Source organism: Streptomyces sp. NPDC046308, assembly GCF_055588065.1.
Window position 1 is genome coordinate 167780 of sequence record NZ_JBVJFB010000006.1, and the last position, 26589, is coordinate 194368.

The 26589-nt window shown below is 74.1% G+C and carries 26 protein-coding genes; 12 read left to right on the forward strand and 14 right to left on the reverse strand.

Translation table 11 applies throughout. The features are described 5' to 3' along the window. The first annotated feature begins 42 nt into the window (after positions 1 to 42). The 8 genes from ACZ6JT_RS24205 to mscL all read left to right on the forward strand — a co-directional run bounded on the left by ACZ6JT_RS24205 (position 43) and on the right by mscL (position 7341). A complete protein-coding gene (locus ACZ6JT_RS24205; protein WP_469213270.1) occupies positions 43 to 1569 on the forward strand; it encodes a potassium/proton antiporter in 1527 nt (508 codons plus the stop codon). A 366-nt stretch (positions 1570 to 1935) separates the two neighbouring features. Further along, entirely contained in the window at positions 1936 to 3336 is a 1401-nt protein-coding gene (locus tag ACZ6JT_RS24210) for an MFS transporter (protein ID WP_469212769.1), read from the forward strand. 67 nt (positions 3337 to 3403) lie between these two features. Then, positions 3404 to 3712 carry an FmdB family zinc ribbon protein gene (locus ACZ6JT_RS24215; RefSeq protein ID WP_469212771.1) on the forward strand — a complete coding sequence of 103 codons (309 nt, stop codon included), beginning with the start codon at positions 3404 to 3406 and terminating at the stop codon, positions 3710 to 3712. Positions 3713 to 3798: 86 nt separating this feature from the next. Continuing rightward, positions 3799 to 4632, forward strand: coding sequence for an S-methyl-5'-thioadenosine phosphorylase (locus ACZ6JT_RS24220; protein WP_030706946.1), 834 nt, complete (start codon positions 3799 to 3801; stop codon positions 4630 to 4632). A gap of 93 nt (positions 4633 to 4725) precedes the next feature. Next, complete coding sequence (locus ACZ6JT_RS24225) at positions 4726 to 5217, forward strand: hypothetical protein (RefSeq protein WP_469212774.1); 492 nt, start codon at positions 4726 to 4728, stop codon at positions 5215 to 5217. Positions 5218 to 5257: 40 nt separating this feature from the next. After that, a complete protein-coding gene (gene pyrF, locus ACZ6JT_RS24230) occupies positions 5258 to 6034 on the forward strand; it encodes an orotidine-5'-phosphate decarboxylase (protein WP_469212775.1) in 777 nt (258 codons plus the stop codon). Positions 6035 to 6333: 299 nt separating this feature from the next. Next, a complete protein-coding gene (locus ACZ6JT_RS24235; protein ID WP_469212777.1) occupies positions 6334 to 6726 on the forward strand; it encodes a hypothetical protein in 393 nt (130 codons plus the stop codon). 123 nt (positions 6727 to 6849) lie between these two features. After that, the gene (gene mscL / locus ACZ6JT_RS24240; RefSeq protein ID WP_469212780.1) at positions 6850 to 7341 is read left to right on the forward strand and encodes a large conductance mechanosensitive channel protein MscL; all 492 of its coding nucleotides are present in this window, start codon (positions 6850 to 6852) and stop codon (positions 7339 to 7341) included. Between the two features lie 40 nt (positions 7342 to 7381). Here the strand turns inward: mscL and ACZ6JT_RS24245 are convergent, their stop codons facing one another. Both ACZ6JT_RS24245 and ACZ6JT_RS24250 read right to left on the reverse strand, forming a co-directional pair. Next, a complete protein-coding gene (locus ACZ6JT_RS24245; protein ID WP_469212782.1) occupies positions 7382 to 7600 on the reverse strand; it encodes a hypothetical protein in 219 nt (72 codons plus the stop codon). Positions 7601 to 7637: 37 nt separating this feature from the next. Then, positions 7638 to 8144 (reverse strand): hypothetical protein, encoded by a 507-nt coding sequence (locus ACZ6JT_RS24250; RefSeq protein ID WP_469212783.1) that lies wholly within the window; start codon positions 8142 to 8144, stop codon positions 7638 to 7640. Between the two features lie 235 nt (positions 8145 to 8379). On the opposite strand from ACZ6JT_RS24250, the gene ACZ6JT_RS24255 reads away from it, so the two are divergent. Continuing rightward, positions 8380 to 9528 (forward strand): low temperature requirement protein A, encoded by a 1149-nt coding sequence (locus ACZ6JT_RS24255; protein ID WP_469212785.1) that lies wholly within the window; start codon positions 8380 to 8382, stop codon positions 9526 to 9528. A gap of 85 nt (positions 9529 to 9613) precedes the next feature. Next, positions 9614 to 10861, forward strand: a complete 1248-nt coding sequence (locus tag ACZ6JT_RS24260) for a cytochrome P450 (protein ID WP_469212787.1) — start codon at positions 9614 to 9616, stop codon at positions 10859 to 10861. 86 nt (positions 10862 to 10947) lie between these two features. Here the strand turns inward: ACZ6JT_RS24260 and ACZ6JT_RS24265 are convergent, their stop codons facing one another. After that, positions 10948 to 11442, reverse strand: coding sequence for a DUF5949 family protein (locus ACZ6JT_RS24265; protein ID WP_469212789.1), 495 nt, complete (start codon positions 11440 to 11442; stop codon positions 10948 to 10950). A gap of 57 nt (positions 11443 to 11499) precedes the next feature. Further along, positions 11500 to 12099 carry a DUF4352 domain-containing protein gene (locus ACZ6JT_RS24270; RefSeq protein WP_469212790.1) on the reverse strand — a complete coding sequence of 200 codons (600 nt, stop codon included), beginning with the start codon at positions 12097 to 12099 and terminating at the stop codon, positions 11500 to 11502. Between the two features lie 172 nt (positions 12100 to 12271). On the opposite strand from ACZ6JT_RS24270, the gene ACZ6JT_RS24275 reads away from it, so the two are divergent. Next, the gene (locus ACZ6JT_RS24275; protein WP_469212792.1) at positions 12272 to 12706 is read left to right on the forward strand and encodes a DUF6299 family protein; all 435 of its coding nucleotides are present in this window, start codon (positions 12272 to 12274) and stop codon (positions 12704 to 12706) included. Positions 12707 to 12799: 93 nt separating this feature from the next. On the opposite strand, the gene ACZ6JT_RS24280 is transcribed toward ACZ6JT_RS24275, so the two are convergent. The 5 genes from ACZ6JT_RS24280 to ACZ6JT_RS24300 form a co-directional block, all read right to left on the reverse strand. Further along, positions 12800 to 12967, reverse strand: a complete 168-nt coding sequence (locus ACZ6JT_RS24280; protein WP_469212794.1) for a hypothetical protein — start codon at positions 12965 to 12967, stop codon at positions 12800 to 12802. Between the two features lie 71 nt (positions 12968 to 13038). After that, positions 13039 to 15126: a SpoIIE family protein phosphatase gene (locus ACZ6JT_RS24285; protein ID WP_469212795.1), complete on the reverse strand. Its 2088-nt coding sequence runs from the start codon at positions 15124 to 15126 to the stop codon at positions 13039 to 13041. Between the two features lie 12 nt (positions 15127 to 15138). Then, complete coding sequence (locus tag ACZ6JT_RS24290; RefSeq protein ID WP_362855849.1) at positions 15139 to 15423, reverse strand: hypothetical protein; 285 nt, start codon at positions 15421 to 15423, stop codon at positions 15139 to 15141. 24 nt (positions 15424 to 15447) lie between these two features. Then, entirely contained in the window at positions 15448 to 16749 is a 1302-nt protein-coding gene (locus tag ACZ6JT_RS24295; RefSeq protein WP_469213272.1) for an NAD(P)-binding domain-containing protein, read from the reverse strand. 67 nt (positions 16750 to 16816) lie between these two features. Next, positions 16817 to 18265, reverse strand: a complete 1449-nt coding sequence (locus tag ACZ6JT_RS24300; RefSeq protein ID WP_469212797.1) for a carboxylate--amine ligase — start codon at positions 18263 to 18265, stop codon at positions 16817 to 16819. Between the two features lie 294 nt (positions 18266 to 18559). Here ACZ6JT_RS24300 and ACZ6JT_RS24305 point away from each other — a divergent pair, with 294 nt between their 5' ends. Beyond that, complete coding sequence (locus tag ACZ6JT_RS24305; RefSeq protein WP_469212799.1) at positions 18560 to 20224, forward strand: glycoside hydrolase family 26 protein; 1665 nt, start codon at positions 18560 to 18562, stop codon at positions 20222 to 20224. 5 nt (positions 20225 to 20229) lie between these two features. Here the strand turns inward: ACZ6JT_RS24305 and ACZ6JT_RS24310 are convergent, their stop codons facing one another. Genes ACZ6JT_RS24310 through murJ form a run of 5 tightly spaced genes read right to left on the reverse strand, consistent with a single transcriptional unit; the run spans position 20230 to position 26233 of the window. Continuing rightward, the gene (locus ACZ6JT_RS24310) at positions 20230 to 21372 is read right to left on the reverse strand and encodes a GNAT family N-acetyltransferase (protein WP_469212801.1); all 1143 of its coding nucleotides are present in this window, start codon (positions 21370 to 21372) and stop codon (positions 20230 to 20232) included. Then, the gene (locus tag ACZ6JT_RS24315; protein WP_469212803.1) at positions 21369 to 22193 is read right to left on the reverse strand and encodes a YveK family protein; all 825 of its coding nucleotides are present in this window, start codon (positions 22191 to 22193) and stop codon (positions 21369 to 21371) included. The genes ACZ6JT_RS24310 and ACZ6JT_RS24315 overlap by 4 nt, the downstream gene beginning before the upstream one ends. Positions 22194 to 22240: 47 nt before the next feature. Next, positions 22241 to 23632 carry a glycosyltransferase gene (locus ACZ6JT_RS24320; protein WP_469212804.1) on the reverse strand — a complete coding sequence of 464 codons (1392 nt, stop codon included), beginning with the start codon at positions 23630 to 23632 and terminating at the stop codon, positions 22241 to 22243. Continuing rightward, on the reverse strand, positions 23629 to 24408 hold the full coding sequence (locus tag ACZ6JT_RS24325) for a polysaccharide deacetylase family protein (protein WP_376616517.1): 780 nt from the start codon (positions 24406 to 24408) through the stop codon (positions 23629 to 23631). The genes ACZ6JT_RS24320 and ACZ6JT_RS24325 overlap by 4 nt, the downstream gene beginning before the upstream one ends. Then, positions 24398 to 26233 (reverse strand): murein biosynthesis integral membrane protein MurJ, encoded by a 1836-nt coding sequence (gene murJ / locus ACZ6JT_RS24330; protein WP_469213274.1) that lies wholly within the window; start codon positions 26231 to 26233, stop codon positions 24398 to 24400. Before murJ ends, ACZ6JT_RS24325 begins: the two co-directional genes overlap by 11 nt. Positions 26234 to 26589 lie beyond the last annotated feature (356 nt).

A 26589-nucleotide genomic window follows, 5' to 3' on the forward strand; every position in this document is an offset into this window, starting at 1 on the left:
ACTTGCCGAACTTGTCGCCGGGAGGATCGATCCGCCGGGCGCATTGAGGAGGGCCGCCCGCTGACTGTCCACACGCTCAATGAGCTTCTGCTGGTCTGCTCGCTCGTACTGCTCGTCGCCGTCGCGGCGGTGCGCGTGTCCTCACGCAGCGGCCTCCCCAGCCTGCTCATCTACCTCGGCATAGGCGTCGCGATAGGCCAGGACGGCATAGGCAACGTCGTATTCGACAATGCCGAGCTGACCCAGGTCATCGGCTACGCCGCACTCGTGGTGATCCTCGCCGAGGGCGGTCTGGGCACGAAGTGGAAAGAGATCAAGCCGGCCCTGCCGGCGGCGATCATGCTGTCTCTGGTGGGCGTGGCGATCAGCGTGGGCGTGACGGCCGCAGGAGCGCATTACCTGGTCGGACTCGAATGGCGGCAAGCCCTGCTGATCGGCGCGGTCGTCTCCTCGACCGACGCGGCGGCCGTCTTCTCGGTCCTGCGGAAGGTCCCGCTGCCCTCGCGGATCACGGGCGTCCTGGAGGCCGAGTCCGGTTTCAACGACGCACCCGTCGTCATCCTGGTGGTGGCCTTCTCCACCGTCGGCCCCGTGGACGACTGGTACGTCCTGCTCGGCAAGATCGCGCTGGAGCTGGCGATCGGCGTCGCGATCGGCCTGACCGTGGGCTTCCTGGGCGCGTACGGCCTGCGGCACGTGGCACTGCCCGCCTCCGGCCTCTACCCGATCGCCGTCATGGCCATCGCCATCACGGCGTACGCGGCCGGCGCGATCGCGCACGGCTCCGGCTTCCTCGCGGTGTACCTGGCCGCGATGGTGCTCGGGAACGCGAAGCTCCCGCACTGGCCGGCCACCCGGGGCTTCGCGGACGGGCTCGGCTGGATCGCCCAGATCGGCATGTTCGTGCTGCTGGGCCTGCTGGTCACCCCGCACGAGCTGATCCACGACTTCTGGCCCGCCGTGGTCATCGGGCTGGTGCTCACGATGGTGGCGCGGCCCCTGGAGGTCTTCATCAGCCTGCTGCCCTTCCGGATCCCCTGGCAGGAGCAGGCCCTGATGTCGTGGGCGGGCCTGCGCGGCGCCGTGCCCATCATCCTGGCGACCATCCCGATGGTGTCCGGGATCGAGGGCAGCGACCGCGTCTTCAACATCGTCTTCGTCCTGGTCGTCGTCTACACCCTGGTACAGGGGCCGACCCTGCCCTGGCTGGCGCGCAAGCTGAACCTCGGCAAGGGCGAGCAGACCGCCTCCGACCTCGGCATCGAGTCGGCGCCGCTGGAGAAGCTGCGCGGACACCTGCTCTCCTTCGAGATCCCGCCCGCCTCGCGGATGCACGGCGTGGAGGTGAGCGAGCTGCGGCTGCCGCCCGGGGCCTCGGTCACGCTGGTGGTCCGGGACGCGAAGAGCTTCGTACCGCTGCCGTCGACCGTGCTGCGGCGGGGCGACGAGCTGCTGGTCGTGGCGACGGATCCGGTGCGCGACGCGGCCGAGGCCAGGCTGCGCGCGGTGGCCCGCGGCGGCAAGCTGGCGGGTTGGCTGGGCACGGGGAACGGGAACGGATCGCGTTAGAGCGACGTTCTAATTCGCTCTTTACGGTGCGATCTGCCCGGTTTCATCTCTATTTCCACGCCTCTCACGGGCGAAGCTTCCGTTAAACGCAGGTGAAGACACAGGTTGTCAGCGCAATCACAGGGCGTGGTAGAGGGATCGCCTGTACGATGAAGGCACAACAGATCGAACCAACTCTGCCTGACGCAGAGCTGGCGCGACCGCAAAGCGGCCGTGGCTCCCTCCCGCAGTGGGCGCCCAGGTATCACTCGGTTCTGCGCAAGAGGACAGCTCTCGGGGCTCCCACATGTACGGGTGCGGCCGCTCACAAGGCGAAGCACCGTCCGCAGACGGGGACGCTCTACCAGGCAGCGGAAAGGCAAGGCCGTGACATCCGCGGTCACGACCGAAAACTCCGCCCGCCCCGGCTACGGACAGCTCCTGCGCACGCCCGGTGCCCTCGGCTTCGTACTCCCCGGCTTCGCAGCACGACTCCCCTTCGGCATGCTGACCATCAGCATCCTGCTGCTGGTCCAGCACACCACCGGCTCCTACGGCGCAGCCGGCATCGTCGCCGCCGTCACCGGCGTCTCGATGGCGCTCTCCGCCCCCCTGATGGGCATCTTCACCGACCGCTTCGGCCAGAGCGCCGTCCTGCTCCCCGTGGTCCTCACGCACGCCGCCGCCGTCAGCGGCCTGGCCGCGCTCGCCCTCCTGGGCGCTCCGGTCTGGGCACTGGCCCTCGCCGCCGTCCCCACCGGCGCCTCGGTGCCGCAGGTCGGCCCGATGGTCCGGGCCCGCTGGGCCGCCAGGCTGGAGGGCTCGCCGCTGCTGCCCACGGCCGCCGCCTTCGAGTCGGTCACCGACGAGTTCACCTTCGTCGTCGGCCCGGTCCTGGCGACCGCCCTGTGCACCGGCGTCCACCCGGCGGCCGGCCTGGTCACCGAGGCCACGCTGACGCTGCTCGGCGGCCTGCTCTTCGCGGCCCGTCGCGCCACCCAGCCCAAGCCGCACGCGCCGTCGGCCACCGGTGAGAAGCGCGCGTTCGCGCTGTCCTACCCGGGCCTGCGCGTCCTGATCTTCGCCTTCCTCGGGATCGGCGCCGTCTTCGGCGGCATGCAGGTCTCGCTCGCCGCCTTCTCCAACGAGATCGGCAACCCCGGCGCCAACGGCCTGCTCTACGGCGTCTTCGCCGCCGGCAACATGATCGCCGGCATCGCCATGGGCGCCATCGCCTGGAAGATCGGCCCGCGTCGCCGGCTGATCCTGGGCTACATCGGCCTCACCGCCGCCGCGTCCGTCCTGTGGGCCGCCCACTCGGTGATCCTGCTGGGCGCCCTCGGCCTGGTCGTGGGCCTGTTCATCGCCCCGGCGCTGATCACCGGCTACACGATGGTCGAGCAGCTGGTCCCCGCCAACGCCCGGACCGAGGCCTTCACCTGGCTGACCGGGTCGATCGCCTTCGGCCAGGCCATCGCGGTCACGCTGGCCGGCCGTCTGACGGACGCGCACGGCTCCTCGTACGGCTTCCTGGTGCCCATGGGCGCCACCGCGCTCGCGTTGGCCACCCTGCTGGCGCTGCGCGCGAAGCTGGCCCCGAAGGCGCCGAGCCGGATCGTGAACTCGTCCGGGCCGGCGGCCGCGACCGCTGCTCCGGCCGCCGCCCAGGCCGCTGCTCCGAGCGCTGCTCAGGCCGCCGCCGGGGGTCCGAGCGCCTCCGCGCCGGCCGCCCGTGACCGGGTGAACGAGCGTGGGATGGGTCACCGCGTGCCGGTGACGGTGGACTGATCCGCCGGAATACGTCACCATGGAGTGTCGTTAGCACTCATTGAGTCAGAGTGCCAGGAGGAAATTCGTGCCGACGTACCAGTACCAGTGCACCGAGTGCGGTGAGGGCCTTGAGGCCGTGCAGAAGTTCACCGATGACGCGCTGACCGTGTGCCCGAGCTGCGACGGACGCCTGAAGAAGGTGTTCTCCGCGGTCGGCATCGTCTTCAAGGGCTCCGGTTTCTACCGGAACGACAGCCGTGGCGCCTCGTCGAGCAGCACCCCTGCCTCGAAGCCGGCCACGAGCTCGTCGTCGTCCACGACGTCGACGGCCGCCGCGCCCGCCGCCGCGTCCTCCTCGTCGTCCTCGAGCAGCAGCTCCACGTCGGCCGCCTGATCGCCCGACTGATCGCTTCACCCTGAGGCCCCGCCCGCCCTGACCGGGCAGCGGGGCCTTCGGCATGCCCGGTTAGGGTGGGCCGCATGGTGAACGCAGAGATCGGTGTCATCGGTGGTTCGGGCTTCTACTCCTTCCTGGAGGACGTCACCGAGGTCCAGGTGGAGACCCCGTACGGGCCCCCGAGCGACTCGCTGTACGTGGGTGAGCTGGCCGGCCGCCAGGTGGCCTTCCTCCCCCGGCACGGGCGCAGCCACACCGTCCCGCCACACAAGATCAACTACCGGGCCAACCTGTGGGCCCTGCGCTCCGTCGGCGTCCGCCAGGTGCTGGGCCCGTGCGCGGTCGGCGGCCTGCGGGCCGAGTACGGGCCGGGCACGCTGCTCGTCCCCGACCAGCTGGTCGACCGTACGAAGTCCCGTGCGCAGACCTTCTTCGACGGGGAGCCGCTGCCCGACGGGTCCGTTCCCAACGTCGTGCACACCACCTTCGCCGACCCGTACTGCCCGGTGGGCCGGTCCGTGGCGATCGCGGCGGCCCGCGGCCGGGACTGGGAGCCGGTGGACGGCGGAACCATGGTCGTCATAGAGGGGCCGCGCTTCTCCACGCGGGCGGAGTCGCGCTGGCACGCCGCCGCGGGCTGGTCGGTCGTCGGGATGACCGGGCACCCGGAGGCGGTCCTCGCGCGCGAGCTGGGACTCTGCTACACGTCGATGGCCCTGGTCACGGACCTGGACGCGGGCGCCGAGACGGGCGAGGGCGTCTCCCACACCGAGGTCCTGAAGGTCTTCGGCGAGAACGTGGGCCGGCTGCGCGAGGTCCTCTTCGACGCGGTGGCGGCCCTGCCGGAGACGGAGTCCCGCGCCTGCCTGTGCACGCACGCGCACGACGGCTGGGACCTGGGCATCGAACTGCCGTGACCGCCCGCCGCCATCGCCTGCCGCGGGCTCCGCGGCGGCGTTGTCGGTGGCGTTGTCGGTGGCGTTGTCGGCGGCGCGCCCTAGTCTGCCCGCATGGGGAATGGGGGCGGGACGGCCGTGGCGCGCGCCGCGGTGGCGGAGCTGCGGGAGTTCGCGGCCGTGGCCGGGTGCGCGGTCGACGGTGACGAGGAGCTGGGCGGCGGCTGGTCGGCCGTGCACTATCCCGACCAGCCGGACGGCGCCGCGGCGGCGCTGGCGCGGCGGACCGGGGCGCCGGTGCTCACGGTGGCCTACCTCGACAGCGACGTCGGCTTCGTCGAGGCCGCCACCTTCGCCGGGGGCCGCTGGAAGGCGCTGCTGAACCGGCGCACGGCCGAGGGCTACGGGATACCCCTCGACCGCTTCCCCGTGGAGGCGGCTCTGGCGGGCGCGCTCGACTGGGCGGCCGCGGCCGGGCTGGCCGCCGACCCGGACGGGATCCGGGCCGCTCTGACCGGGTCCGAGGTCTTCGCGGAGGACCTCACCCACCGGCTCCTCGGCGGGCTCGGGCTGGACTGCACCGCGCTCGGCGAGGAGAGCGCGTAGCGCCTGCGGGCGGGTGGGCGCCGCCCTCGACAATGACGGCGTGAACACGGACTTTTCCTTCGCCGACACGGACATTCCCTTCGCCGGCCGCGAGGTCGTCGTCGCCCTGGACTTCGACGACCGGCGGGCCGCCGAGGAGCTCGTCGAGCGCCTCGGCGACGCGTGCGGTTTCTACAAGATCGGTCTGGAGCTGCTGACCGCGGCGGGGCCCGGACTCGCACGGGACCTCGTCGAGCGCGGGCACGAGGTCTTCCTCGACCTGAAGCTCTTCGAGATTCCGAACTCCGTCGCGGGCGCCGTCCGGGCCGCCGGCGCCCTGGGCGCGTCCATGGTGACCGTGCACGGCATGGGCGGTACGGGGATCATGGCGGCGGCGGTGGAGGCGGCGCGGGAGTTCCCGCGGCTGCGGGTGCTCGCGCTGACGGTGGTCACCAGCATGACCGCCGGCGACCTCGCCGACATCGGCGTCGAGGCGGACATGGAGGAGCAGGTGCTGCGGCTGGCCCGGCTGGCGGTCGGCGCCGGCTGCGACGGGGTCGTCGCCGCGCCGGGCGAGGCCGGGGTGCTGCGTGCGCTGCTGGGGCCGGAGCGGCTGATCGTCACGCCGGGCGTGACCCTGGGACCGGACGAGGGACTGGGCGAAGGACCGGGCGGCGGGGCGGGCGGCGGGGCGGGCGGCGGGGCGGGCGGGCACGCGCGGCCGGGGACTGCGCAGGCCGCCTTCGCGGCCGGGGCGTCGCACGTCGTGGTGGGCCGGTCGATCGCCCGGGCCGCGGACCCGGTGGCCGCGCTGAGGCGGGCCCGGGCCGCCTGGTAACCCTTGCGGGTGAGGGGGTTGTCCACAGGCTGGGGATCGTCCACAGGCTCCGGCGGGATTCCGCGCGAGGCCGGATCGTGAGGGGTGTCCGGGCGGTGGGTCCGGGCCACAGCAACTCACTCGGTCTGGTGGTGTTCGTCATGTCCCCTTGTTCCACGGCCTCTACGGCTTCCAGGGCTTCCACGGCCTCTTCGACGTCCTCCGCGTGTCCCCCCGCACGTCCGGTCCCGCCGTTCCCGCCGCTTCGTGTGGGGCGGGGCGGGGACCGGCTGCGCCGGGCCGTGCGGCGCAGGCGGCGGGTGGCCTCGGCCGGACTGGCCGTCGTGGCGGCGGCCCTGGCGGTGGGCGGTACGGAGGCGCAGGCCTCCCGGGGCGCCGCGCCACCGCCGGCCCGGGCCGCGCAGGGTGCCGCAGCTCCCGCGGCGGTGCGGATGGTGTCGGCCCCGGTGCGCATCGCGGACGCCGCGACGGTGCGGCTGCTGCGGCCCGGGGACCGGGTGGACGTGGTCGCGGCGGAGCGCGCCGGACCGACCAGGGTGGTGGCCGCGGGAGCCCGGGTCGCCGAAGTCCCGCGTGCCGAGGAGGGGGTCGGGGACGGTGGGGCGCTGGTGGTCCTGTCCGTGCCCCGGGACACCGCGCGGGATCTCGTGGGGGCGGGCGCAGTGACGCGACTGGCGGTGACGTTGTGTTGATTCGCACACGAGGCCGGTCAATTCACCTTGACCTGGGGGGCGATTGGACACGGCGTGCCCGGACTGCCGTAGCTTTCGGAACCGTTGGCTCCGTGTTCGGCAGATGTGAAGAGAGGCTCAGTCGTGAGCGAGAAGAAGGAGAGCGTGCTGGCAGGCTTCAAGGCCTTCCTGATGCGCGGCAACGTGGTCGACCTGGCGGTGGCCGTGGTCATCGGCGCCGCGTTCACGAACATCGTGAACTCGGTGGTCAAGGGGCTCATCAGCCCGATCATCGGCGCGGTGGGCACGCAGAGCCTGGACGGTTACAAGTCCTGCCTCAAGAGCCCGTGCGGCGTCGGCCCGAACGGCCAGCCGACGGGTGTCGAGATCCTCTGGGGCTCGGTGCTGAATGCCACGCTGACCTTCGTGATCACGGCGGCGGTCGTCTACTTCCTCATGGTCCTGCCCATGGCGAAGTACCTCGCGCGGCAGGAGGCCCGCCGCAAGGCGCGGGAGGGCGTGCAGGAGGTCGTCGAGATCACCGAGCTGGAGGTCCTCAAGGAGATCCGGGACGAGCTGGTCGCGCAGCGCGCCAATGGCGGCGGCAGCCGGTCGGGGTCGCGCGACGGGTTCTGACCGGTCCGGCCGGTGCGACGGCACCGGCGGCCCGGGCCGGTCAGATGTGGTGCGGGGGCTTCTCGTCGAGGAAGCGGGCCAGGTCGGCCGCGCTTCCGCCGGCGGGCGGCCGCTCGCCCCAGCCCCGGTCGGTGTCGTCCGAGGACTGCCGGTCCAGCGGGTCGTCGAAGTCCAGCTTCGGCCTCGGCCGGGGCCGGTCGGCGCCGGTGGCGGGGGCGGGACGCGAGGACTGCGGGTCGGAGGCGGGGGCGCTGCTCATGCCTCCAGGGTACGGCCGCCCCTGGCCGGGGCCCCGCTCAGCTGGGGGCCCCGGCGCCCTTGCGGGCGTAGAACCACCAGCACACCGCGAGGCAGCCGGCATAGAAGCCGATGAACAGCCACATCACGCTGGTGACGGCCATCGCGGCGAACATCGCCGGGATGAAGAAGAAGCCGTAGGCGGCGATGGCGGAGGAGAAGCCGGTGACGGCGCCCGCCTCCGTCTCCGACTGCTTCAGGGCCGCGGCCCGCGCCTCGGGCCCCTTGCCCTCGGCCTCCCGCATGTGCGGGTCCCGGAAGATCACCGGGATCTGCCGGAAGGTCGCCGTGATGCTCCCGACCTGCCCCACCACGAAGGCCGCCGGCAGGGCCGGCACCGCGATCCACAGGTTGCGGGTCGCGACCCTCTCGCCGGTGGAGCGCCGGAAGGCCGGATCCTCCGGCGACCACCGCGTGATGGCGCGGCCCGGCCGGTACTGCGCCGGATCGGCGATCGGCAGCTGGCTCGCTGCGTCCGGCGTGAGTTCCGGCGTGGCGGATCTCATGGCGTGGTCCTGGTCCTGAACTGCGAGAAGGGGGCTGACCCGTCCAGACTCCGGTCCCGGGGGCACCCGGCGGCAGAGGAGAGGGCACCGTCGGACCACGGGACAAGGTCCCGGGACACCCGGTGCGTTGGTCGCTGCCCCGGCCGCTCGCGCCGGCCGCCGCCCGGGGCACAGCGGCGCCGCAGGCAGCGCGTCCGGCCTGCCCCAGGGCGGTCCCTCTGGTCTCCTGGCCGGTATGGCCTACTCCCCCATGACCGCCCGCAGCCGCGACGAGGACCACCGCGCGGCCACCCCGCTGGAGCTGTTCTTCGACCTCTGCTTCGTCGTGGCGATCGCGCAGTGCGGGCAGCGGCTGGTGCACTCGCTGGCCGAGGGGCATCCCGTCACCGGGGTGATCGGCTACTTCTTCGTGTTCTTCGGCGTGTGGTGGGCGTGGATGAACTTCACGTGGTTCGCCTCCGCCTACGACTGCGACGACGTGCCGTACCGGATCGCGACCCTCGTGCAGATCGCCGGCGTCCTCGTCTACGCGGCCGGCGTGAGCCGCGCCTTCGACGAGAACGACTGGACCGTCGCCGTCGTCGGCTACATCATCATGCGCGTCGCGCTGACGGCGCAGTGGCTGCGGGCGGCCGCCGGGGAGACCGGCCCGGCCCGCACGGCGGCGCTGAAGTACGCGACCGGACTGGTGCTCTGCCAGCTCGGCTGGGTGGGGCTGCTGTTCGCCCCGACCGACTGGAAGCGGTGGCTGTTCCTGGTCGTGGCCGCCTGCGAGCTGCTCGTTCCGGTGATCGCCGAACGCGGCCACCAGACGCCCTGGCACGCCCACCACATCGTGGAGCGGTACGGCCTGTTCACCATCATCGTGCTCGGCGAGACGATCGCCGCGAGCACGGTCGCGGTCAAGTCCGCGCTCGACGAACACGAGGCCCTCGACCTGCTGCTGCCCATCGCCGCGGGCGGGCTGCTGATCGTGTTCGCCGCGTGGTGGATCTACTTCGCCGTACCGATGCACGAGCACCTGACCTCGAACCGCGAGGCGATCCCCTGGGGGTACGGCCACCTGCTGATCTTCGCCTCGGGTGCGGCGATCGGCGCGGGCATCGAGGTCGCGGTGGAGCACGCGGTCCACAAGGCGCACATCTCCCAGCTCGCCGCCAACGCGGCCGTGACCGTGCCGGCCGCGCTGTTCCTGCTGATGGTGTGGCTGCTGCACTCCCGCCACTTCAAGCGCGGCCTGACCGAGCAGCTCGTGCTGCCGGTCGCCGCCGTGGTGACGCTCGCGTGCGCGTGGACGGGTCCGTACGCGGTGCTGTGGGCGGGGCTGGTGTCGGCTGCCACGGTCGCCGTGGGCGTGATGCTGTCGACGCGCACGCACCTGTGACACCTGCGGCGCCGTTGCCGGGCCCCGCGCGGGTCCGGTGGCGCAGCCCCCGCAACCCCCGCGCCCCCGCCACCGTTTCCAGGCCATGACACTCCCCCCGCAACGCCCCGGCGAGGACCCCGGCAGGGAACTGGCCGAGCCCGGTTTCTGGCAGCAGCCCCCCGCCCATCGACTCGCCGCGTTCGCCCGCCTGCGGGCCGTCGGCCCGCCCGTCTTCGTCCCCGAAGGGAGCGGGCACTGGGCCCTCGTACGGCACTCCCAGGTGCAGGAGGCCAGTCGCCTCCCCAAGGTCTTCGCCAGTGCCCCCGGTGTGACCACCCCCGAGCCGGCCCGCTGGGTCCGTGCGCTGTTCGGCGACTCGATGGTCAATCTGGACGGCCCCGACCACGCCCAGCTCCGCAAGATCGTCCAGCGGGCGTTCACGCCCCGCCTGCTGGCCGCGGCCGAGGAGGACATCCACGCGGTGGCGGCCCGCATCGTGGACGACGTGCTCGCCGACGAACCGGACGAGTTCGTCTCGGCGGTGGCCTCCCGGCTCCCCCTGGACGTCATCTGCAACATGATGGGCATCCCGGAGCGCTACCGCGCGGAGATCGCCGACCGCGTCAACCACGCCTCGGAGAACATCGGCGTCGAAAGGGGCCTGACGGCCCGTCTGCGGATGCCCGGGCGCGGGCTGCGCGCGCTCGCCCGCATGCAGCGGATGGTGGCGGGCATCGGCCGGGAGCGGCGCAAGAACCCCACCGACGACCTGATCTCGGCGCTGGTCTGCGCGAACGTGGACGGCCAGGCCCTCGGGGCCCGGCAACTCGGTGCGTTCTTCTCCCTCTTGATGGTCGCCGGGGTGGAGACCACCCGCAATGCGATCACCCACGGGCTGACGCTGCTCACCGACCACCCGGACCAGCGGGACCTGCTGCTCTCGGACTTCGAGAAGTACGCGGACGGCGCGGTGGACGAGATGATCCGCCACTCGACGCCGATCATCCAGTTCCGCCGGACGGTGGCCGCCGAGCACACCATGGACGGGCACGTGTTCCGGCCGGGCGACAAGGTGGTGCTGTACTACGCGTCCGCCAACCGCGACGAGGCGGTCTTCCCCGATCCGGACGCCTTCGACATCACCCGCTCGCCCAATCCGCACCTGGGGTTCGGCGGCGGCGGCCCGCACTTCTGCCTGGGCGCGCACCTGGCCCGGGTGGAGATGAAGGCGCTCTTCCGCGAGCTGCTCACCCGGCCGGTCGGGCTGCGCGCGGTGGGTCTGCCGGATCTGGCGGGGTCGAACTTCGACAACCGGGTCCGTTCGCTCAAGTTCGCCTTCGAACGCCCCTGACGCCGCCCGGGACGGAGCGGGACCGGCCACCGGGCAGGCTGGGGGCCCGGCGGCCGGAGCGGGTGGTGGCGGCACCCGGGGTGCGGCTACTTCTGCAGGCGCCGCACGGCGAGGACGCAGTGGGCGCTGCCCGTGAGCACGGACTCGTCGCCCGCGAACGCCTGCAGGGTCTGCGCGTCGACCGGCTGCCCGGGGACCGCCTCGGGCCAGGCGCGCGTGGCGAAGAGGAAGTAGGCCTGCCCGCTCTCGTCCGCGGCGGCGACCCACTCGTCGGGGGCGGTGCACTGCGCGTTCATCCCCGGGAGGGTGAGCGCGATCTGGTTGCCCTCCAGCAGGATCTGCACCGGGAAGGCGGCCGGGTTGCGGGTGCCGTCCATGACGACGTCGCCGATGGGCAGGCCGATCTCCTCCAGCAGCCCGCGCGCCGCCGCCTCGCCGGCCTCCCGGCCCCCCGGGCCGTCGCCGAGGGTGTAGGCGAGGAGGTACGGGATGTCGTGCGCCTCGGAGGGGTCGCCGATCCAGGCGAGCACCGAAAGGGTGCCGAGCTGGGACCTGTCGATTTCGGCTTGAGTAGAAGTCATGCGCCGCACCCTAGTGGTCCTGCCCCCGGGCCTTTCACGGCCTTTCACCCGGGCGGGCTAGACCTCCCAGGATCCCCCTCCGGAATTCGCCTGCATGTTCGCGTCCTGGTACTGGAGACGCACAATGCGCGCGTTTTCCGGGATTTCGAACACCACCCATCCCTCGGCCCGCTCACCCACCTCGAGGGAATCGAAGACGAGTGGTTTGCCGGTGGTCAGCTCGCCGGTGGGCACCACCGGGTGGCGCCCGCCCGCGCTGTCGTGCGCCCACACGCGTCCGAGCGCCCCGTACGAGGCCCCGCCCACGTTGACGAAGGACATCCGGGCGGCCACCCAGCGCTTGCCCGCGGGCGGGGCGTAGTTCTTCTCGACGCTGATCGCCGGGTCCACGTACGCGGCGAGCTCGGCCTGGAGGTGCCGCCCGACCTGCGTACCGTCCACCCGTACGGAGTCACCCACATGGGCGGCCTTCGCAGCGGGCCCTGCGGGTGCCTCCCCGCCCGGCGCCCCGTCGTCGACCGGGACGGCGGGCGCCACGGCCGGGGCGAGCGCGGCTTCCCCGGGAGCGCTCTGGCAGGCCGTGGCACCGAAGAGGAGGAACGGGAGGAGGGTGGCGGCGAGGACGGGGATGTGGCGACGGACGGCGGACTGACGCATTCGGGATCCCTTCGGGGATGTATTTCGGTCAGTCTCACGCGCCCGAGCGGGCAATTGCACTCACCGACACGAGTGCGCCCGGGGGGTGCGTGCGTCCGGTTGCGGCCAACTGCCAGCACAATGCGTTCCGGCGGATTCCCGTCACCCCGATCCATCTGGAGGAAGAATGCGCATGTCCGGCCGCCGAATGACACTGGCAGCCCTCTCCGCACTGGCCGCCACGACGGTATTCACCGTCCCGGCCGGGGCCACCGTTTTCGATCAGGGCATTTCCGTGTACCCCGAGGCCCGCCTCACGCAGGACGGCGGCGTCGTCCTTTCCGGCACCTACCACTGCGAGCAGGCGTCACCCAGGGGGGCGATGCAGATCAAGGCGACCCTCGTACAGGACGGCACCCGGCTCAGCCTCGGTGCGGAAGAGGTCGTCTGCGACGGCGCGGAGCGCAGGTGGGTCGCCCACGCGCCGGGCTCCTTCGTGCACGTGCGCCCGGGTCACGCGACGGTCACCGGGGAGCTCCAGGAGATCCGGCTCTCCGGCCTCATGCCGCGGTCGGTCACCACCGTCGCCGAGGACAGTGCGGACGTCGACGTCCGCGAGGGGCACTGAGCGACCGCACGCCAGCGGGCCCGTCGCACGGCCCGCCCTCCGGTGGCCGCCGCTGCCGGGACCGGCCTCCCGGCCCGGCAGCGGCGGCCACCGTCAGCGGCACTCGCGTGCGACGTCCGTCATCGACATGAAGGCCACCGACCGGCACTCGGCGTCCGCGTGCGGACGCCCTGTCGTCCAGTCCACGACGGTCGGCGCTCCCGCCGCCAGCAGGACCAGCGCCAGGACTCCCGTCACGGCGGCCCTGCTCAGCCCGCGCACCACACGATCCGTTCCATGGACCGCATCATCCCCCCGCCCCCGGCACCCCACAACCCGGGGTGATCGGACGGTCACTCGGCGCTCCGGGGGCTGCCGCCGACGGAGAACTCGCACCACACCGCCTTGCCGTCGCCCCGCGACTCCACACCCCAGTGCGTGGCCAGCGCGTCCACCAGCAGCAGTCCCCGTCCCGTGGTGGCCGCCTCGCCCGGGGTGCGCCGGCGCGGCCACACGCTGGAGCGGTCCTTGACCCACAGCCGGATCCGCCGGACCGGCTCCGGCAGCACCTCCATGGTCAGCACCGCCCCGCCGTCGGTGTGCAGGAGGGCGTTGACCAGCAGCTCCCCGGCGGCCAGCTCCACGTCGTCGGCGAGCTCGGGCATCCCCCAGTCGCGCAGCGCCTGGCGCAGGGCGTACCGGGCCTCCGAGAGGCCTTCCGGGTCGGCCTGGTGGACGTACTGGTGGATGCGCGGCGCCCGGTGGGTGCCCGGGTCGGGGGCCCGGCGCAGCACCAGCAGGGCCACGTCGTCGCCGGAGCCCCAGCGCTCCCAGAGCCGGTCCGAGAGGTGGTCGGCGAGTGCCTCGGGCGCCTGCGGGCCGCTGCGCACCGCCTGCGCGAGGGCTTCCATGCCCTGGGTGATGGTCGTGCCCGGCTCCTCCACCAGGCCGTCCGTGCACAGCACGAGGGTCTCCCCGGGGACCAGGTCGAGCCGGGTCTCGGGGAACTCCTCCTGCGCGAAGGCCGAGGCCACCCCGAGCGGCAGGCCGCCGCGCACGTTGGGCCAGCCGGTTCGCCCGTCCGTGTGCCGGATCAGCGGTCCGAGATGGCCCGCGCGGACCGCCCGTACGCCTCCGGTCTCCAGGTCCACCTGCGCGTACATGCAGGTGGCGAAGCGCTCGGTGTCCAGCTCGGCGAGGAAGCGCGAGGCCCGGGCCAGCACCGTGGACGGCGGATGGCCCTCCCCCGCGTACGCCCGCAGCGCGATCCGCAGCTGGCCCATGATGGCCGCCGCGTGCGTGTCGTGGCCCTGTACGTCGCCCACCACGATGCCGACGCGGTCGCGGGGCAGCGCGATCACGTCGTACCAGTCGCCGCCGACCTCCCGCCCGCTCCAGGCGGCGTGGTAACGGACCGCGATCTCGCCGCCGGTGATGTCCGGGATCCGGCGGGGCAGCATGGCGGCCTGCAGGCCCGTGGCGAACTCCCGCTCCTGGTCGAAGAGGAGCGCCCGCTGGAGGGACTGGGCCACGATGCCGGCCAGGCCCAGGCAGAGGTTGCGCTCCTCCGGACTGAACTCGCTGCGCCGCCGGTAGAACAGGACCAGCCCGCCGATGGCCTTGGCCTGCGCGATCAGCGGCAGGTAGGCGGCCGCGTCGAACCGGATCCGGTTCAGGTAGTCCGCGAGGAGCGGGAACTCGGCGCCGAGCTCGGCCAGCGAGGTGACGAAACGTGCCTGCCGGGTGAGTACCGCGTGTGACAGCGGCAGCGAGCCGTCCAGCCGGGTGAACCGGCGCTCGCCGAGGATCTCCAGCGACTCCCCGCTCAACGCGATGATCTTGATGGTGCCGCCCTCGACCAGTCCCAGGGCCAGCCCGTCCGCACCCAGCCGCTCCAGCGCGCCCGCGCCCGTCAGCGCGGCCGTGACGTCGTCCACCGTCACCGCCCTCGACAGGGCCTCCGTGGTCCGCTGCACGATCGTCGTCTGCTGGGCGCGCGCCGCCTCCAGCTTGCGCAGCAGCGTCGCGTGGGCCAGCTCCGCCGTCGCGTCCCGGACGATCCCGACGATGCACTGCGGCTGCCCGTCGCCGTCCCGCAGGACCCGGCCCGAGGTGTGCGTCCACTGGTCGAGGCCGTCGCGCCGTTGCACCGTGAAGTACGCGCCGTACGTGTCCCCACCGCTCTCCAGGACCCCCGCGATGGCCTCGGTCAGCCGCACCCCGTCCTCGGGCCGGATGTGCAGCCCGACCCCCTCCGGGGTGCCGTCGAACTCCCCCGGCCCCAGGTCGAAGACGGCCATCGCGGCCTCGTCCAGCACCACCGTCCCGGAGTCGAGGTCCCACTCGAAGCTGCCCATGCCGTTCAGCGCGAGCCGCTCCCCCGGCGCGGTCACGGGGGGCCGCCGGACCGGCTCCGGTCCCTCGCGCTCCGCCGCTGCCACCTTCCCCACCACCTAACGGCCGGGCCAGCACGGCTGCGAGATCAGCCGCTCCCACTCCTCGTCAGGATGCCCCGGAAGGGTGCGCCCGGCCTCCCGCCAGCGCTTGACGACCGACAGGTAGATCGTGGCCGGGTCGGCGGCCGGGGCACTCGCGTACGGGCCCCCGTACGGGCCCGCGTACGGAGCCGCGTGGGGGGCGCGCTCGAACCCGCCGGCCCTGGCCGTCGTGGCGGGCTGTTCCGCGCGGCTGGCGGGAATGCGTACCCAGCCGCGGCCCTGTGCTCGCTCCGCGCTCATCACGGACCCCTCTCACCGCGGATCTCACCGCAGATATGTCGTCGGATGCCCTGGGGGTACCCCCGGAGGACGCCCGGGGTAAGCAGCCCTGTCGAACCGGGCGACACCGGTGGAGCCCGGCCGCGGACCCCGGGCGCCGAGGCGCTTGCGGACTCCTCTCACCAGTCTCCCCGCCGTGAAGCCCGCGCCGTGCACGAATCGCATGGAAGGGCCGAATGAGGGAGCCGTCAGCAGCCCCGCGAAGAACAGCCCGGGCCACGAGGACTCGAAGCAGGGGCTCAGCTCCGGCGCCCCGCTGTTCCCCACGGTCTCCAGGCCCGCCCGCAGCCCCGCGTCGAGCAGCTCCAGCCGGGCCAGGTCCGGCACGAAACCGGTGGCCGCGATGACGTGCGCGACGTCCAGGACCACGGACTCCCCCGCCCGGGTGGACAGCCCGAGCCGGGTGCGCTCGCCCACCGCGACCGCCCGGTGCAGCCGGTGCCCGAGCAGCGCGGGGACGCGCCGCTCGAAGCGGTCCCGCAGCCACCAGGCGCCGGCCGGGCCCAGCGCGGTCGCCGCGATCCGCTCCCGGGTGGCCGCGGGCAGCCGGCGCACCGCCCAGGGCAGCTCCGACCACACCCAGCTGCGCCAGCCGGTGCCGAGGCCGCTGTGCGGATCGCGCAGGGCGCGCAGCGCGGGCCGCTCCAGGGGCTGCGGGACGGTGTTCCAGTTCAGCCGGGAGCGCCGGGCGACCAGGCACGGCCGGGCGCCCTGCTCGGCCAGCAGGGCGGCGGTCTCCAGGGCGGCCTGCCCGGCGCCGAGCACGGCGACCTCGCGGCCGGCGAAGCGGGTCAGGTCGCGGTGGCCGCTGCTGTGCGAGTAGTGGGCGGGCGGGAGCTCGCGCAGCCCCTCGGGGTGGTGGACGAAGGGCATCACCCCGACCGCGAGGGCGACCGTGCGGGCGAGCAGGGGCGGTCCCTCGGCGGTGCGGACGCGGAAGCCGTCGCCCTGCGGGGTCACCTCCGTGACGGTCACCTCCTCCACCTCGGGTGCGGCCTGCCGGGCGAACCACATCCCGTACGCGCTGAACGTGTCGATCGGCAGCGGAGTGCCGTGTTCCGCGGTCATTCCGCGCGTGGCGCAGTAATCGGCGAGGGTGTGCCGCCCGTCCGGCGCCGACAGGTTGGAGGACCAGGGCTCCGACTTCAGGTACATGCCGTCGGGCATGTGGTCGCGCCACGAGGCCATGGGCCGGCCCAGCAGCCGTACGCCGAGCCCCGCGCCCGCCGCGTGGGCGGCGACGGACAGCCCGTACGGGCCCGCGCCGATCACCACGAGGTCGTCGATCCGCGTCACGCCCGCTCCTCCAGCTCGATGGTGACCGGCCCGGCCCGGTCCGCCGCGCCGGCCCTGGTCAACGCGTCACCAGCTCGTCCGGCTCGGCCGACGCCTCCGGCGGGACGGGCCGGGAGGCGGACCCGGAGGCCGGAGCCGAAGCGGGCGCGGAAGGGGGAGCGGCGGCGGGCTGCTCCCCGCGCTGGCGGGGCGTACGGACGACCGCGCGCGCCGTGCGGCGGCCCTGCGCCGGGACCCCGCGCAGGACCCGTACCCCCTTGCCCGCGCCGCGCCCGAGGAAGGCGCCGAGCATCGCCAGGAACGGCAGCAGGTCGTCGGCGGCGAACCAGGCCGTCTCGACCCCGCCGCCGCGCACCGGCCGCACGGGCCGGTCCGCCGGCGCCGGCTGCGCACCGGCCGCGGCGCCGGGGTGGTCCGGGCGGGCCTTCGTCTCCGGCTCGGGCCCCGTGGCCCGCCCCGGGCCGCCCCGCCGGCCGGGGACCATCGGCGGGACCTGCTCCCCGTCGCCGTCCGGCCGGCCGGCCGCCGCTGCCGGACCGGCGGAACCCACCACGTGCTCCGCCGCCCGGCGGCGCGGCAGCGCACCGCCCCGGACCGCCGCCAGCAGCGCGTAGTTCTCGGCGACGAACACCCGGCCCGGACCGCCCGAGGGCCGCGGGACCCGTTGGCCCGTCAGATCGAGGTACATCGCCTGGACCACGTCCAGCCCGGCCGCGTCCGTGAACAGCCGGAACTGCGCGCCCGGCCGCGGGTTGAAGTCCACCAGCCGGAAGCAGCCCTGCTCGTCCCGGCGGAAGTCCAGGTCCAGGATCCCCTGGTAGCCCAGCCGTTCGGCGAGCCGCAGCGCCGCCGCCTCCACCGCCGGATCAGGCAGCCAGCGCCCCACCGCCGTCAGCCCCGTCCGCACCGGCCAGGACAGCTCCTTGCGGCCCGATCCCGCGAGCAGCGGACGCCCGCCCCGGGCGAAGGCACCGTGGAAGAACCAGTCGGTGTCGGGACCGGCCGGCAGGAACCGCTGGAGCAGCAGCCGGCTGCCGGCCTCCGCGGAGCGCTCGTACAGCCGGCGCGCCTCGGCGGCGGTGTGCACCAGCGTGGTGCTCCGCAGCCCGTCGGCCCCGCTGGGCAGCAGCCAGGGCCGGCTCCACTTGGCGACCACCGGCAGGCCGAGCCGCCAGGCCGCCTCGGCCGCCTCGGCCCCGCTCGCCGGGATCACGGTCTCCGGGTGCGGGACGTCCCAGCGCGAACAGAGCCGCGACAGCTCGGCCTTGTCGGCCACCCGGGCGGGCAGGTTGTCGGGCTGATGGGGGATCCGGAACCGTTCGTGGAGCATGGGCGCGACCCGGGACACGGCGATGGCGCTCAGGTCGTCCATGGCGATGAGCACGGCCTGACGGCCGATCCGCTCCGACACCCCGGTCAGGCACTCCAGCAGCGCCTCGGGCGCCTCCGGGTCCAACCCGCCGGCCGGCCCGGCGTGCACGGCGCGCAGGTACCGCGAACGCCCCATGGGACCTCCCCCGGCCTCGACGACGGCATGGACCTCCACGCCCTTGCGGCCAAGGGATCTGACGGCGCCGAGGGTTCCGTGGTGGAACGGATTCCGATCGAGTCTGAGCACAACGGCGGGCACATGGTTGAGATACGCGTGCATGGCAACGGTGTCTTTCACCTAGTCGGACCAAGCGGGGGTGGTGTGCACCTGCTAATGGCCTACGCGGCGGTCACCGAACAGGCCATTCGTCAGATCTGATGCCTAACGTCTTGGGCAAGCACACCGATTCAGGAAAGCTCGGGAGACGCCATGCCCAGACCACGCCGCCGACTGGCGAGCACCTGCATCGGTACGGTCACGGCCGGACTGCTCGCCACCGGCGCCGCGCTCGCGGCTCCGGGTGAGGACCAGTCGAAGGGCTCCGACATCGCCATGGGCGCCTACCTCGACTTCGGGCCGCCGGGAGTGGCCCGGATCCCGCACCTGTCGAACTGGCTGGGCGGCAGGGAGATCCGGGTCGGACACACCTATCTCCCCGGTGACCAGTGGGCCGGCATCGAGGGCCGGGTCTCGTTCCTGGAGGACTGGGCCGAATGGCGCCAGGCCGAGGACGACCGGATGTTCGTCCTCAACGTGCCCATGCAGGAACGGAACGAGAGCCGCGTGCCCGACTACGAGGTGGCGCGGCTGATCAGGGCGGGCGCCCACGGGCGCTACGACGGGCACTTCCGCAGGCTCGCCGAGCGGCTGGTGGCGCTGGGCGTCCCGGACACGGTCATCGTGCTCGGCTGGGAGATGAACGGCGTCACCTACACCCACCGCTGCGCGCCCGACCCGGAGAACTGGAAGGCGTACTGGAAGCGCATCGTCACCACGATGCGCGCGGTGCCCGGAGCGGAGTTCAAGTTCGACTTCGCCCCGAACCGGGGTACGGACGCCATCGGCTGGACGAACTGCTACCCGGGTGACGACGTGGTCGACATCATCGGCATGGATTCGTACGACCAGGCTCCCGGCAGGACCTTCGACGACCAGATCACCCAGCCGTACGGGCTCCAGAAGCACGTCGACTTCGCGAAGGAACACGGGAAGGAGATCTCGTACCCGGAGTGGGGACTCTTCCGCCGCGGGGACAATCCGGAGTACGTACGCCGCATGCTGAAGTGGATCGAGCAGCACAAGCCGCTCTACCACACCATCACCGACTACTGCCCGCACGGCGTGTGGCAGTGCAAGCAGAACCCGGAGTCCTCGAAGGCCTTCCGCGACGCGCTGACGCCCGAGCGGCCCGGCCCGGTGATCCCGACCCCGGTGGTGCCCACGCCGGTGGTCCCGACCCCGGTGGTCCCGACCCCCGTGGTGCCCACGCCGGTCGTGCCCACGCCGTCGGTCCCGACGCCCCAGGTCCCGACCCCGCAGATCCCCACGCCCACGGTCCCCACTCCCGACGTCCCGACGCCGCAGGTCCCGACGCCGCAGGTCCCGACGCCCGAGGTCCCCAAGCCCTCGCCCGTGGCCCCCAGCCCGGTGACGCCGAGCCCGGTGACGCCGAGTCCGCTCGTCCCCACGCCGGTCAGCCCGAGCCCGGAGGTCCCGGCACCCGTCACCCCGAGCCCCGAGGTCCCGGCACCCGTCACCCCGAAGCCCGAGGTGCCGACGCCCGTCACGCCCAGCCCGCTCGTCCCGAGCCCCGAGGTCCCGACCCCCGAGGTGCCCGAGCCGTCGCCCGAGGTCCCGGCCCAGTCGCCCTCGCCCTCGCCCTCCGCTCCGCCCGTCGTGCCCACGCCCGCCGTGCCGAAGCCCGACCCCGACCCCACGCCGCCGAAGCCCCTGCCCCAGCCGCAGCCGCCGGTCAACAGCTCGCAGTGGTGCGTGCCGCTCAACTTCGGCGAGTGGCTCTCCAAGCTGGTCGGCAAGCAGTCGGTCTGCATCAGGCTCGACTGGCGCAAGGACGTCGGCTTCTGGCCCTTCTAGACGGGTCATCGCACCCGCAGTTCGTTGAGCCGCGCCCGCCAGTCCCTGGCGGCCGGCAACGCCTCCCGCAGCGCGTCCACCGCCCGCTCGCGCCCCGTCAGCTGCGACTCGTGCAGCCGCAGCAGGGGCGCGAGCGCGCTGGTGGCCAGCAGGAACCGCTGGTTCACGACCGTCTCGGGCCGCCAGTGGTTCTTGTACGGCTCGTTGCCGCGCAGGAAGCTCACCACCGGCCTGCCCTCGGCGAGGGCCCGCCCGGCCTCGTAGCGCAGCAGCAGCGTCGCCACGTCCACCTTCCGGGTCCGCAGGTCCGGGTCGGCGCCGTACAGGTAGCCGCCGCTGAGTCCGGCCGACAGCAGCGTGACGTTGGCCGCGACCACCTTCCCGTCCAGCCGGAACTCCGTCAGCCGGCCCTCCCCCGCCCGCACCATCCGCCGGGTGGCCCGGGTCAGGTGTTCGGCGAAGCGGGGCCTCAGGTGTTCGGGGGTCACCCCGCGGCCGCGCCACTGCTTCTCGTGCAGCCGCAGCAGGGTCCGTACGGCACGCGGCACTTCCTGCTCGGTGACCTCGTGTTCCTCGATCCCGGCCGCGTCGGTCTTGCGCAGCTTGGCCCGCACCCGTTGGGCGCCGGAGGCCGGCATGCGTTTGACCAGTTCGTCGAAGGGCAGCGTGGGCAGCTCCATGCACGTGGAGTCGGCGAGCCGGGCGCGGACCCCGGGCCACTGCCGGTACAGCTCCTCGGCGGCCGCACCGGGACGCACCTCGCGCAGGTCGACGACGGCCCGGCGGGCGGCCCGGTGCAGCCCGTGGGCCAGCGCCGGGACGACCTGCCCGGCGTGCTCCGCGGCCACGAGCACGTCGAAGTAGTCGGTGATGGGGCCGCCGAGCGGCACCAGCAGCGGCATCGGCCGGTGGACGAGCATCAGCGCGGCCGCGCCGACCAGTTCCTCGCCGCGCCGGACGAGGACGATCCGGAGCCGGCCGTCCTTCCCGTACGACAGCCACCAGGAGTGCAGCCAGGCGTGGCTCTGGAAGGGGGTGGCGGTGGGACAGCCGCGGAAGAGCCGGTTCCACGACTCCTCCAGCGCGGCGAACTGCCGGGGGTCGCGGCACAGCGTCACCGACAGGGCCCCGGCGGAGCCCGAACTCATCGCACGGACTCCTTCTCCTTGGCCGAGGTGGGCTCACCCTGGGCGGGGAGCGAGGCGTACTCCTCCACCGGGGAAGCCACCGCGGGCTCGGCCGGCGCCGCGGCCACGGCCCGGGCCGGGGCCTGGACCGCGGGCCGGTCCCCGGGCTCCTCGGAGCGCCGCGCCCGGCCCGGCCGGGCGAGCAGCCACAGCCCGCCGAGCAGCCCGCCGGCGCACATCCCGACGGCGCCGCTGATGGCGGCGGACGGGGAGGCCGGCTCGGTCGGCGCCACGGCCTGGTTGAAGAGGAGCAGCTGGACCCCGGTGTTCTTGGCGGCCTGGTTGCTGCTCAGCGACAGGGCGTCGGCCACGGCGTTCGCGATGTCGGCGGCTTCGGACGGGCTCTTCGAGGTGCCCGTGATGGCGATCATCGGGGACTCGGGCGAGGTCTCGGCCCGTACCTGGGTCCGCAGCTGGCGGGCGGTGACGCCCGCGCGGGGCTGGGCGTAGCCGAGGGTGGAACTGCTGGTGGCGATCCGAGCGTACGCCTGCGCGAAGCCGAGGGCGGTGGCCGGCTCCGTGGTCTCGTCGGGCACGGCGACGACGTAGCTGGTGGCGGCGTACTCGGGGGTCTTGAGCACCCCGTACGCCCCGCCCGCGGCCAGCCCCAGCGCGGCGCACACGGGCAGCGGCCACCAGGCGGGCGGCTTCGGCAGCCGCCGCCTCGACCTCCGCTCGGAGCGGTGGTCCGGCTTGCGCTCGGCGGTCTTCCTCTCGGCCTTCTGCTCCGGCTTCTGCTCGGGCTTCTTGTCGGACTTCTTCTGATCGGCCGTCTCGGCCATGAGCGTGCTCGCTTCCTGGGTGGAGGGTGGTTCGGGGAGGGGACGGTTCAGCCGGTTCCGGTCGGATCCGCCGGTCCGGGGCCGGCCGGCTTGCGCCGGGCCCCGACGACGGTTCCGGTGGCGGCCGCGGCGCCGGGCCCCCGCCCGGGCACGGCGGCGCCCGGGACCGACGGCTCCGGCAGCGCCGGCTCGGGCACCGAGGGGTCCGGGCCGGCCTGGCCCGGGCCCGGCGGACCCGACGGGTTCGCAGCGCCCGGAACGCCCGGAACGGGCTGCGCGCCCTGGCCGCCCGGACTCCGGGCGGCCCCGGCGGTGCCCGGCGCGGCCGAGAGGGCGAGGTCGTACACGTCCAGCAGCTGCCGCGCGCTGCGGGCGATGTCGTAGCGGCGGACCACCGGCGGCGGGGGCAGCCGGCGCGCTCCCGCCTCCATGTGCCCGCGCAGCGCCGCGACCAGTTCCTCCGTGCCGGTGCCGATGCGGCGGGCTCCGGGGGCCTGGGCGGCGGGCAGGTCGTCGATGGCCGGGCAGGTCACGTGCAGGACGGGGAGTCCGGCGGCCAGCGCCTCCACGACCGCGAGCCCGAAGGCCTCCTCCCGCGAGGGGGAGACGAAGACGTCCATGGCGGCCAGCAGCGCCGGGATGCCCGGGGTGCGGCCGTCCGCGCTGTCGCCCAGCGGGTCGCGCTCCCCCAGCAGGTGGATCCGGCTCTGCGCGCCGAGCTCGGCGGCCAGCCGGCGCAGCCCCGCCCGCTCCGGCCCGTCCCCGGCCAGCAGCAGGTGCGCCCCCGGCAGCGCGGCCACGGCCCGCACCAGGACGTCGAACCGCTTGCCCGGCACCAGCCGCCCGACCCCGCCGACGACGAAGGCGCGTTCGGGCAGGCCGGTCCGGGCCCGGGTGGAGCGCCGGACGCCCTCCTCGAAGCGGAAGCGGACGGCCTCGATGCCGTTCGGCACGACGTGCACCCGCGCGGCCGGCACCCCCCACCCCTCCAGCCGGGCGGCGACGGTGTCGGACACGGCCACGGTCGCCGCGCCGAGGCGTTCGGAGGCCAGGTACAGGGCCCGCACCCCGCCGGACAGCGGCCGGCCCTCGATCTCGCCCTCGCCGAGGGAGTGTTCGGTGGCCACGGTCGCCCGGACGCCCGCGAGCCGGGCCGCGAGGCGCCCGTAGACGCAGGCCCGGTACAGGTGGGTGTGCACGAGGTCGTACTCGCCGCGCCGGATGAACCGCACCAGCCGCGGCAGCGCCCCCAGGTCCCGGTTGCCCCGCATCCCCAGGTGCACGACCCGCACCCCGTCGGCGCGCAGCCCCTCGGCCACCGGCCCGGGGTTGGTCAGCGTCAGCACGTCGCACTGCATCGGCATGTGCCTCAGCAGCAGCCGCAGTTGCTGCTCGGCGCCGCCGACCCCGAGGCCGGTGATGATGTGCAGGGCCTTCACCGGCGCACCGCCCGGCGACGCAGCTCCTGCGCCTGGTGGCGCAGCTGCTTGATCCGCAGCCGGGCGCCGCCGTCGGCCTGGCTGACGTGGGTGCGGGGCAGGGCGTGCGGGCCGGCGAGCCGGCCGGGATCGATCGCGCAGGCGTACGCGTAGCCTGCCGCGCGGGTGGCGTCGACGACCCGGGCGTCGAGGTGCCCGTAGGGGTAGCAGAACCCCTCGGGCAGGGTTCCGGTCAGCTCGCGCAGCAGGTCGCGGCTGCCGCGGAGCTCCTGCTGGAGGACGTCGTCGGGGGCCGCGGTGAGGTCCTGGTGGAGCAGACCGTGCGAGCCGATCTCCTGTCCGGCGTCGGCGACTTCGCGGATGCCCTCGGCGGTGAGCAGGGACTTGCGCGGGCCCAGCGGGTCCCACACGTTGTCCACGCCGAGCCGCCCGGGCAGCACGAAGAGGGTGGAGGTGAACTCGTGGCGGCGCAGCAGCGGCAGCGCGTGCGTGAGGAAGTCGGTGTAGCCGTCGTCGAAGGTCAGCCCGACCAGCCCGGCGCCGCGGCCGGCCGCCCGGGCCCGGAGGAGTTCGCCGACCGAGACCCCGCGCAGGCCGCGGGAGTCCAGCCACAGCAGCTGTGCCTCCAGCGTCTGCGGGGTGACGGTGATGCCGTACGGGTCCTCGGCGGGGTCGGTGAACTCGGCGACCGAGTGGTACATCAGGACCCACGGCGAAGCGGTCCGGCGGGCGGGGACCAGCACGGCGGCGGGGGCCGTGTCGGTGTCAGCGGACATTGCGGAACCTCTGCGTGAACTGGGAGATCTGACCGGGCAGGGCGGTGACTTCGAGGGCGCGTATGGCCATGCCGGTGGCTCCGAACATGGCCGGGACCAGCAGGCAGCCGAGGGCGGCGCTGAGCATCGGGTCGGGGATCATCGGCCCGGCGATCCAGCCGGTGGCGCAGGCCGCGACGGCGGCGACGGCGAGCCGTCCGATGCTGACGGCGACCCGGCGGACCTGGATGGCGATGATCCGCGAGCCGAGCCCGGTGAGCAGCAGGGCGGCGGTGGTGGTGATGCCGGCGGCGTTGGCGGCGGCGATCCCGTAGGTCCCCCACCAGCCGACGGCGAAGGCTCCGGCCACGATGTTGACGAGCAGTCCGGCGCCCATCGCGAACGCCGGGAACCAGGTGGGCCGGGCGGTCGAGAAGAAGGGCCGGGACAGTGCCCCGACGAGGCAGTGGCCGAGGAGTCCGAGCCCGTAGACCCGCATGACGGAGGCGGTGGCGAGGGTGTCCTGGTGGGTGAAGGCGCCGCGTTCGAAGAGGACCTGGATGATCTGGGGCGCGTAGCCGATGACGAGGGCGGTGCCCACGAGGACGGCGAGCGAGGCCAGCGCGAGGTCCTGCTCCACGCGGCGCCGCGCCTTCTCCAGCTCTCCGCCGGCCATGGCCTGGGCGACGACGGGGAAGGTGACGGTGCAGATCATCAGGGAGAGCACCATCGGCATCTGCGCGACCTTCTGCGCGTAGTTGAGGTGCGAGATCGCCCCGGGCGGCAGCGAGGCGGCCAGGAACCGCTCGACGAGCACCTGCGACTGCCGGAAGACGGCGAAGAAGATCACCGGGGCGATGACCCCGAAGGCGATGAGGGTGGGGCGGTCGCGGTCGCGCTGGCTGCGCGGGGCCCTCCTGGCGCGGGGCGGGCCGAAGCCCACGTTGCGGATGAAGGCGGGCAGCTGGACGAGGACCATCAGCAGCCCGCCGACGGCGACTCCCGCGGCGGCCGCCCGCACCCCCCACAGGGCGTGGAGGGCGACCATGGTGCCGATGATCCCGACGTTGTACGAGACGTAGATCGCGGCGGGCGGCACGAAGGAGCGGTGGGCTCGCAGCGCGGCGCTGAAGTATCCGGCGATGCCGAAGGAGATGACGGTCAGGGCCGTCATCCGGGTGCACTGAACGGCCAGTTCGGGGTCGGGCAGGCCGGGCGCGAGCACGGCGACGACCGCCGGCGCGGCCACGATGAGCAGCGAGGCGACGGCGGCCACGAACACGGCGAGCCGGGGCAGGGTGGCCCCCACGAGCAGCCGTACGGGGTCCTGCGCGCGGGCCTCCTTGCGGGTGAGGCCGGCCCGGCTGGCGGCCCGCCGGGCCAGGGCGTGGCTGAACGCGGGCACCATCAGCAGCGCCATGGCGTCCTCGATGAGCAGCGTCGAGGCCATCTCGGGCACGGTCCAGGCGATCAGGAAGGCGTCGCTGTCGTGCCCGGCCCCGAAGAGGTGCGCGATGGTCTGGTCGCGCACGAGCCCGAACACCGCGCCGGCGGCGGTGAGCCCGGCGGTGACCGCGGCGGCCTTCGCCAGGAACCGTCCGAGCGGCGGACTCCCGCCGGGGGTGGCGGGATCGGGGAGCTCGCCGCCCCCGACGGTCCGGCTGCCGCCGGGGCTGCCGGGGGCGCCGGCCGCGCCGGGCCGGCCCGCGCGACGGGCGCGACTCGGCCGGCCGGCCGCCTGCGTCGGGGCTTCGGGCGCGTCGGCCGGCGTGCCCGTGGCGTGCGCCGGTACCCGTACGCTGCGCCGTCCCGACGCGCCGCCCGGATAGCCGGCGGAGCCGAACACGGGCTGCCGCACGGCCGGCTCGCCGCCCGGCGCGGCACCGGCGACGAAGCCGGGATCCACCGGACCCCGCGCACGCGCACCCGGCGCCACTGGCGTTCCGGCCGAACGGGACACCCCCGCGCCAACGTCACGCCCCGGCACGGCGCGGGCGACGGGCCGCGGGGTCGCCGGAACGGGTACGGCCGGATCGGCCGCGGTGGCCGGACGGGGCGCCGGCCCGTGGCCGCCCTGGCCCGGCCGCGCGACGGCCGGACCGGGGGTGGCCGGGTCCGCCCCGGCGCCGGGTGACCCGGCCACGGGGACGTTCCGGGCGTGGCCGGCGGAGCCGAGCAGGCCCTCCCGCACGGCCGGCTCGC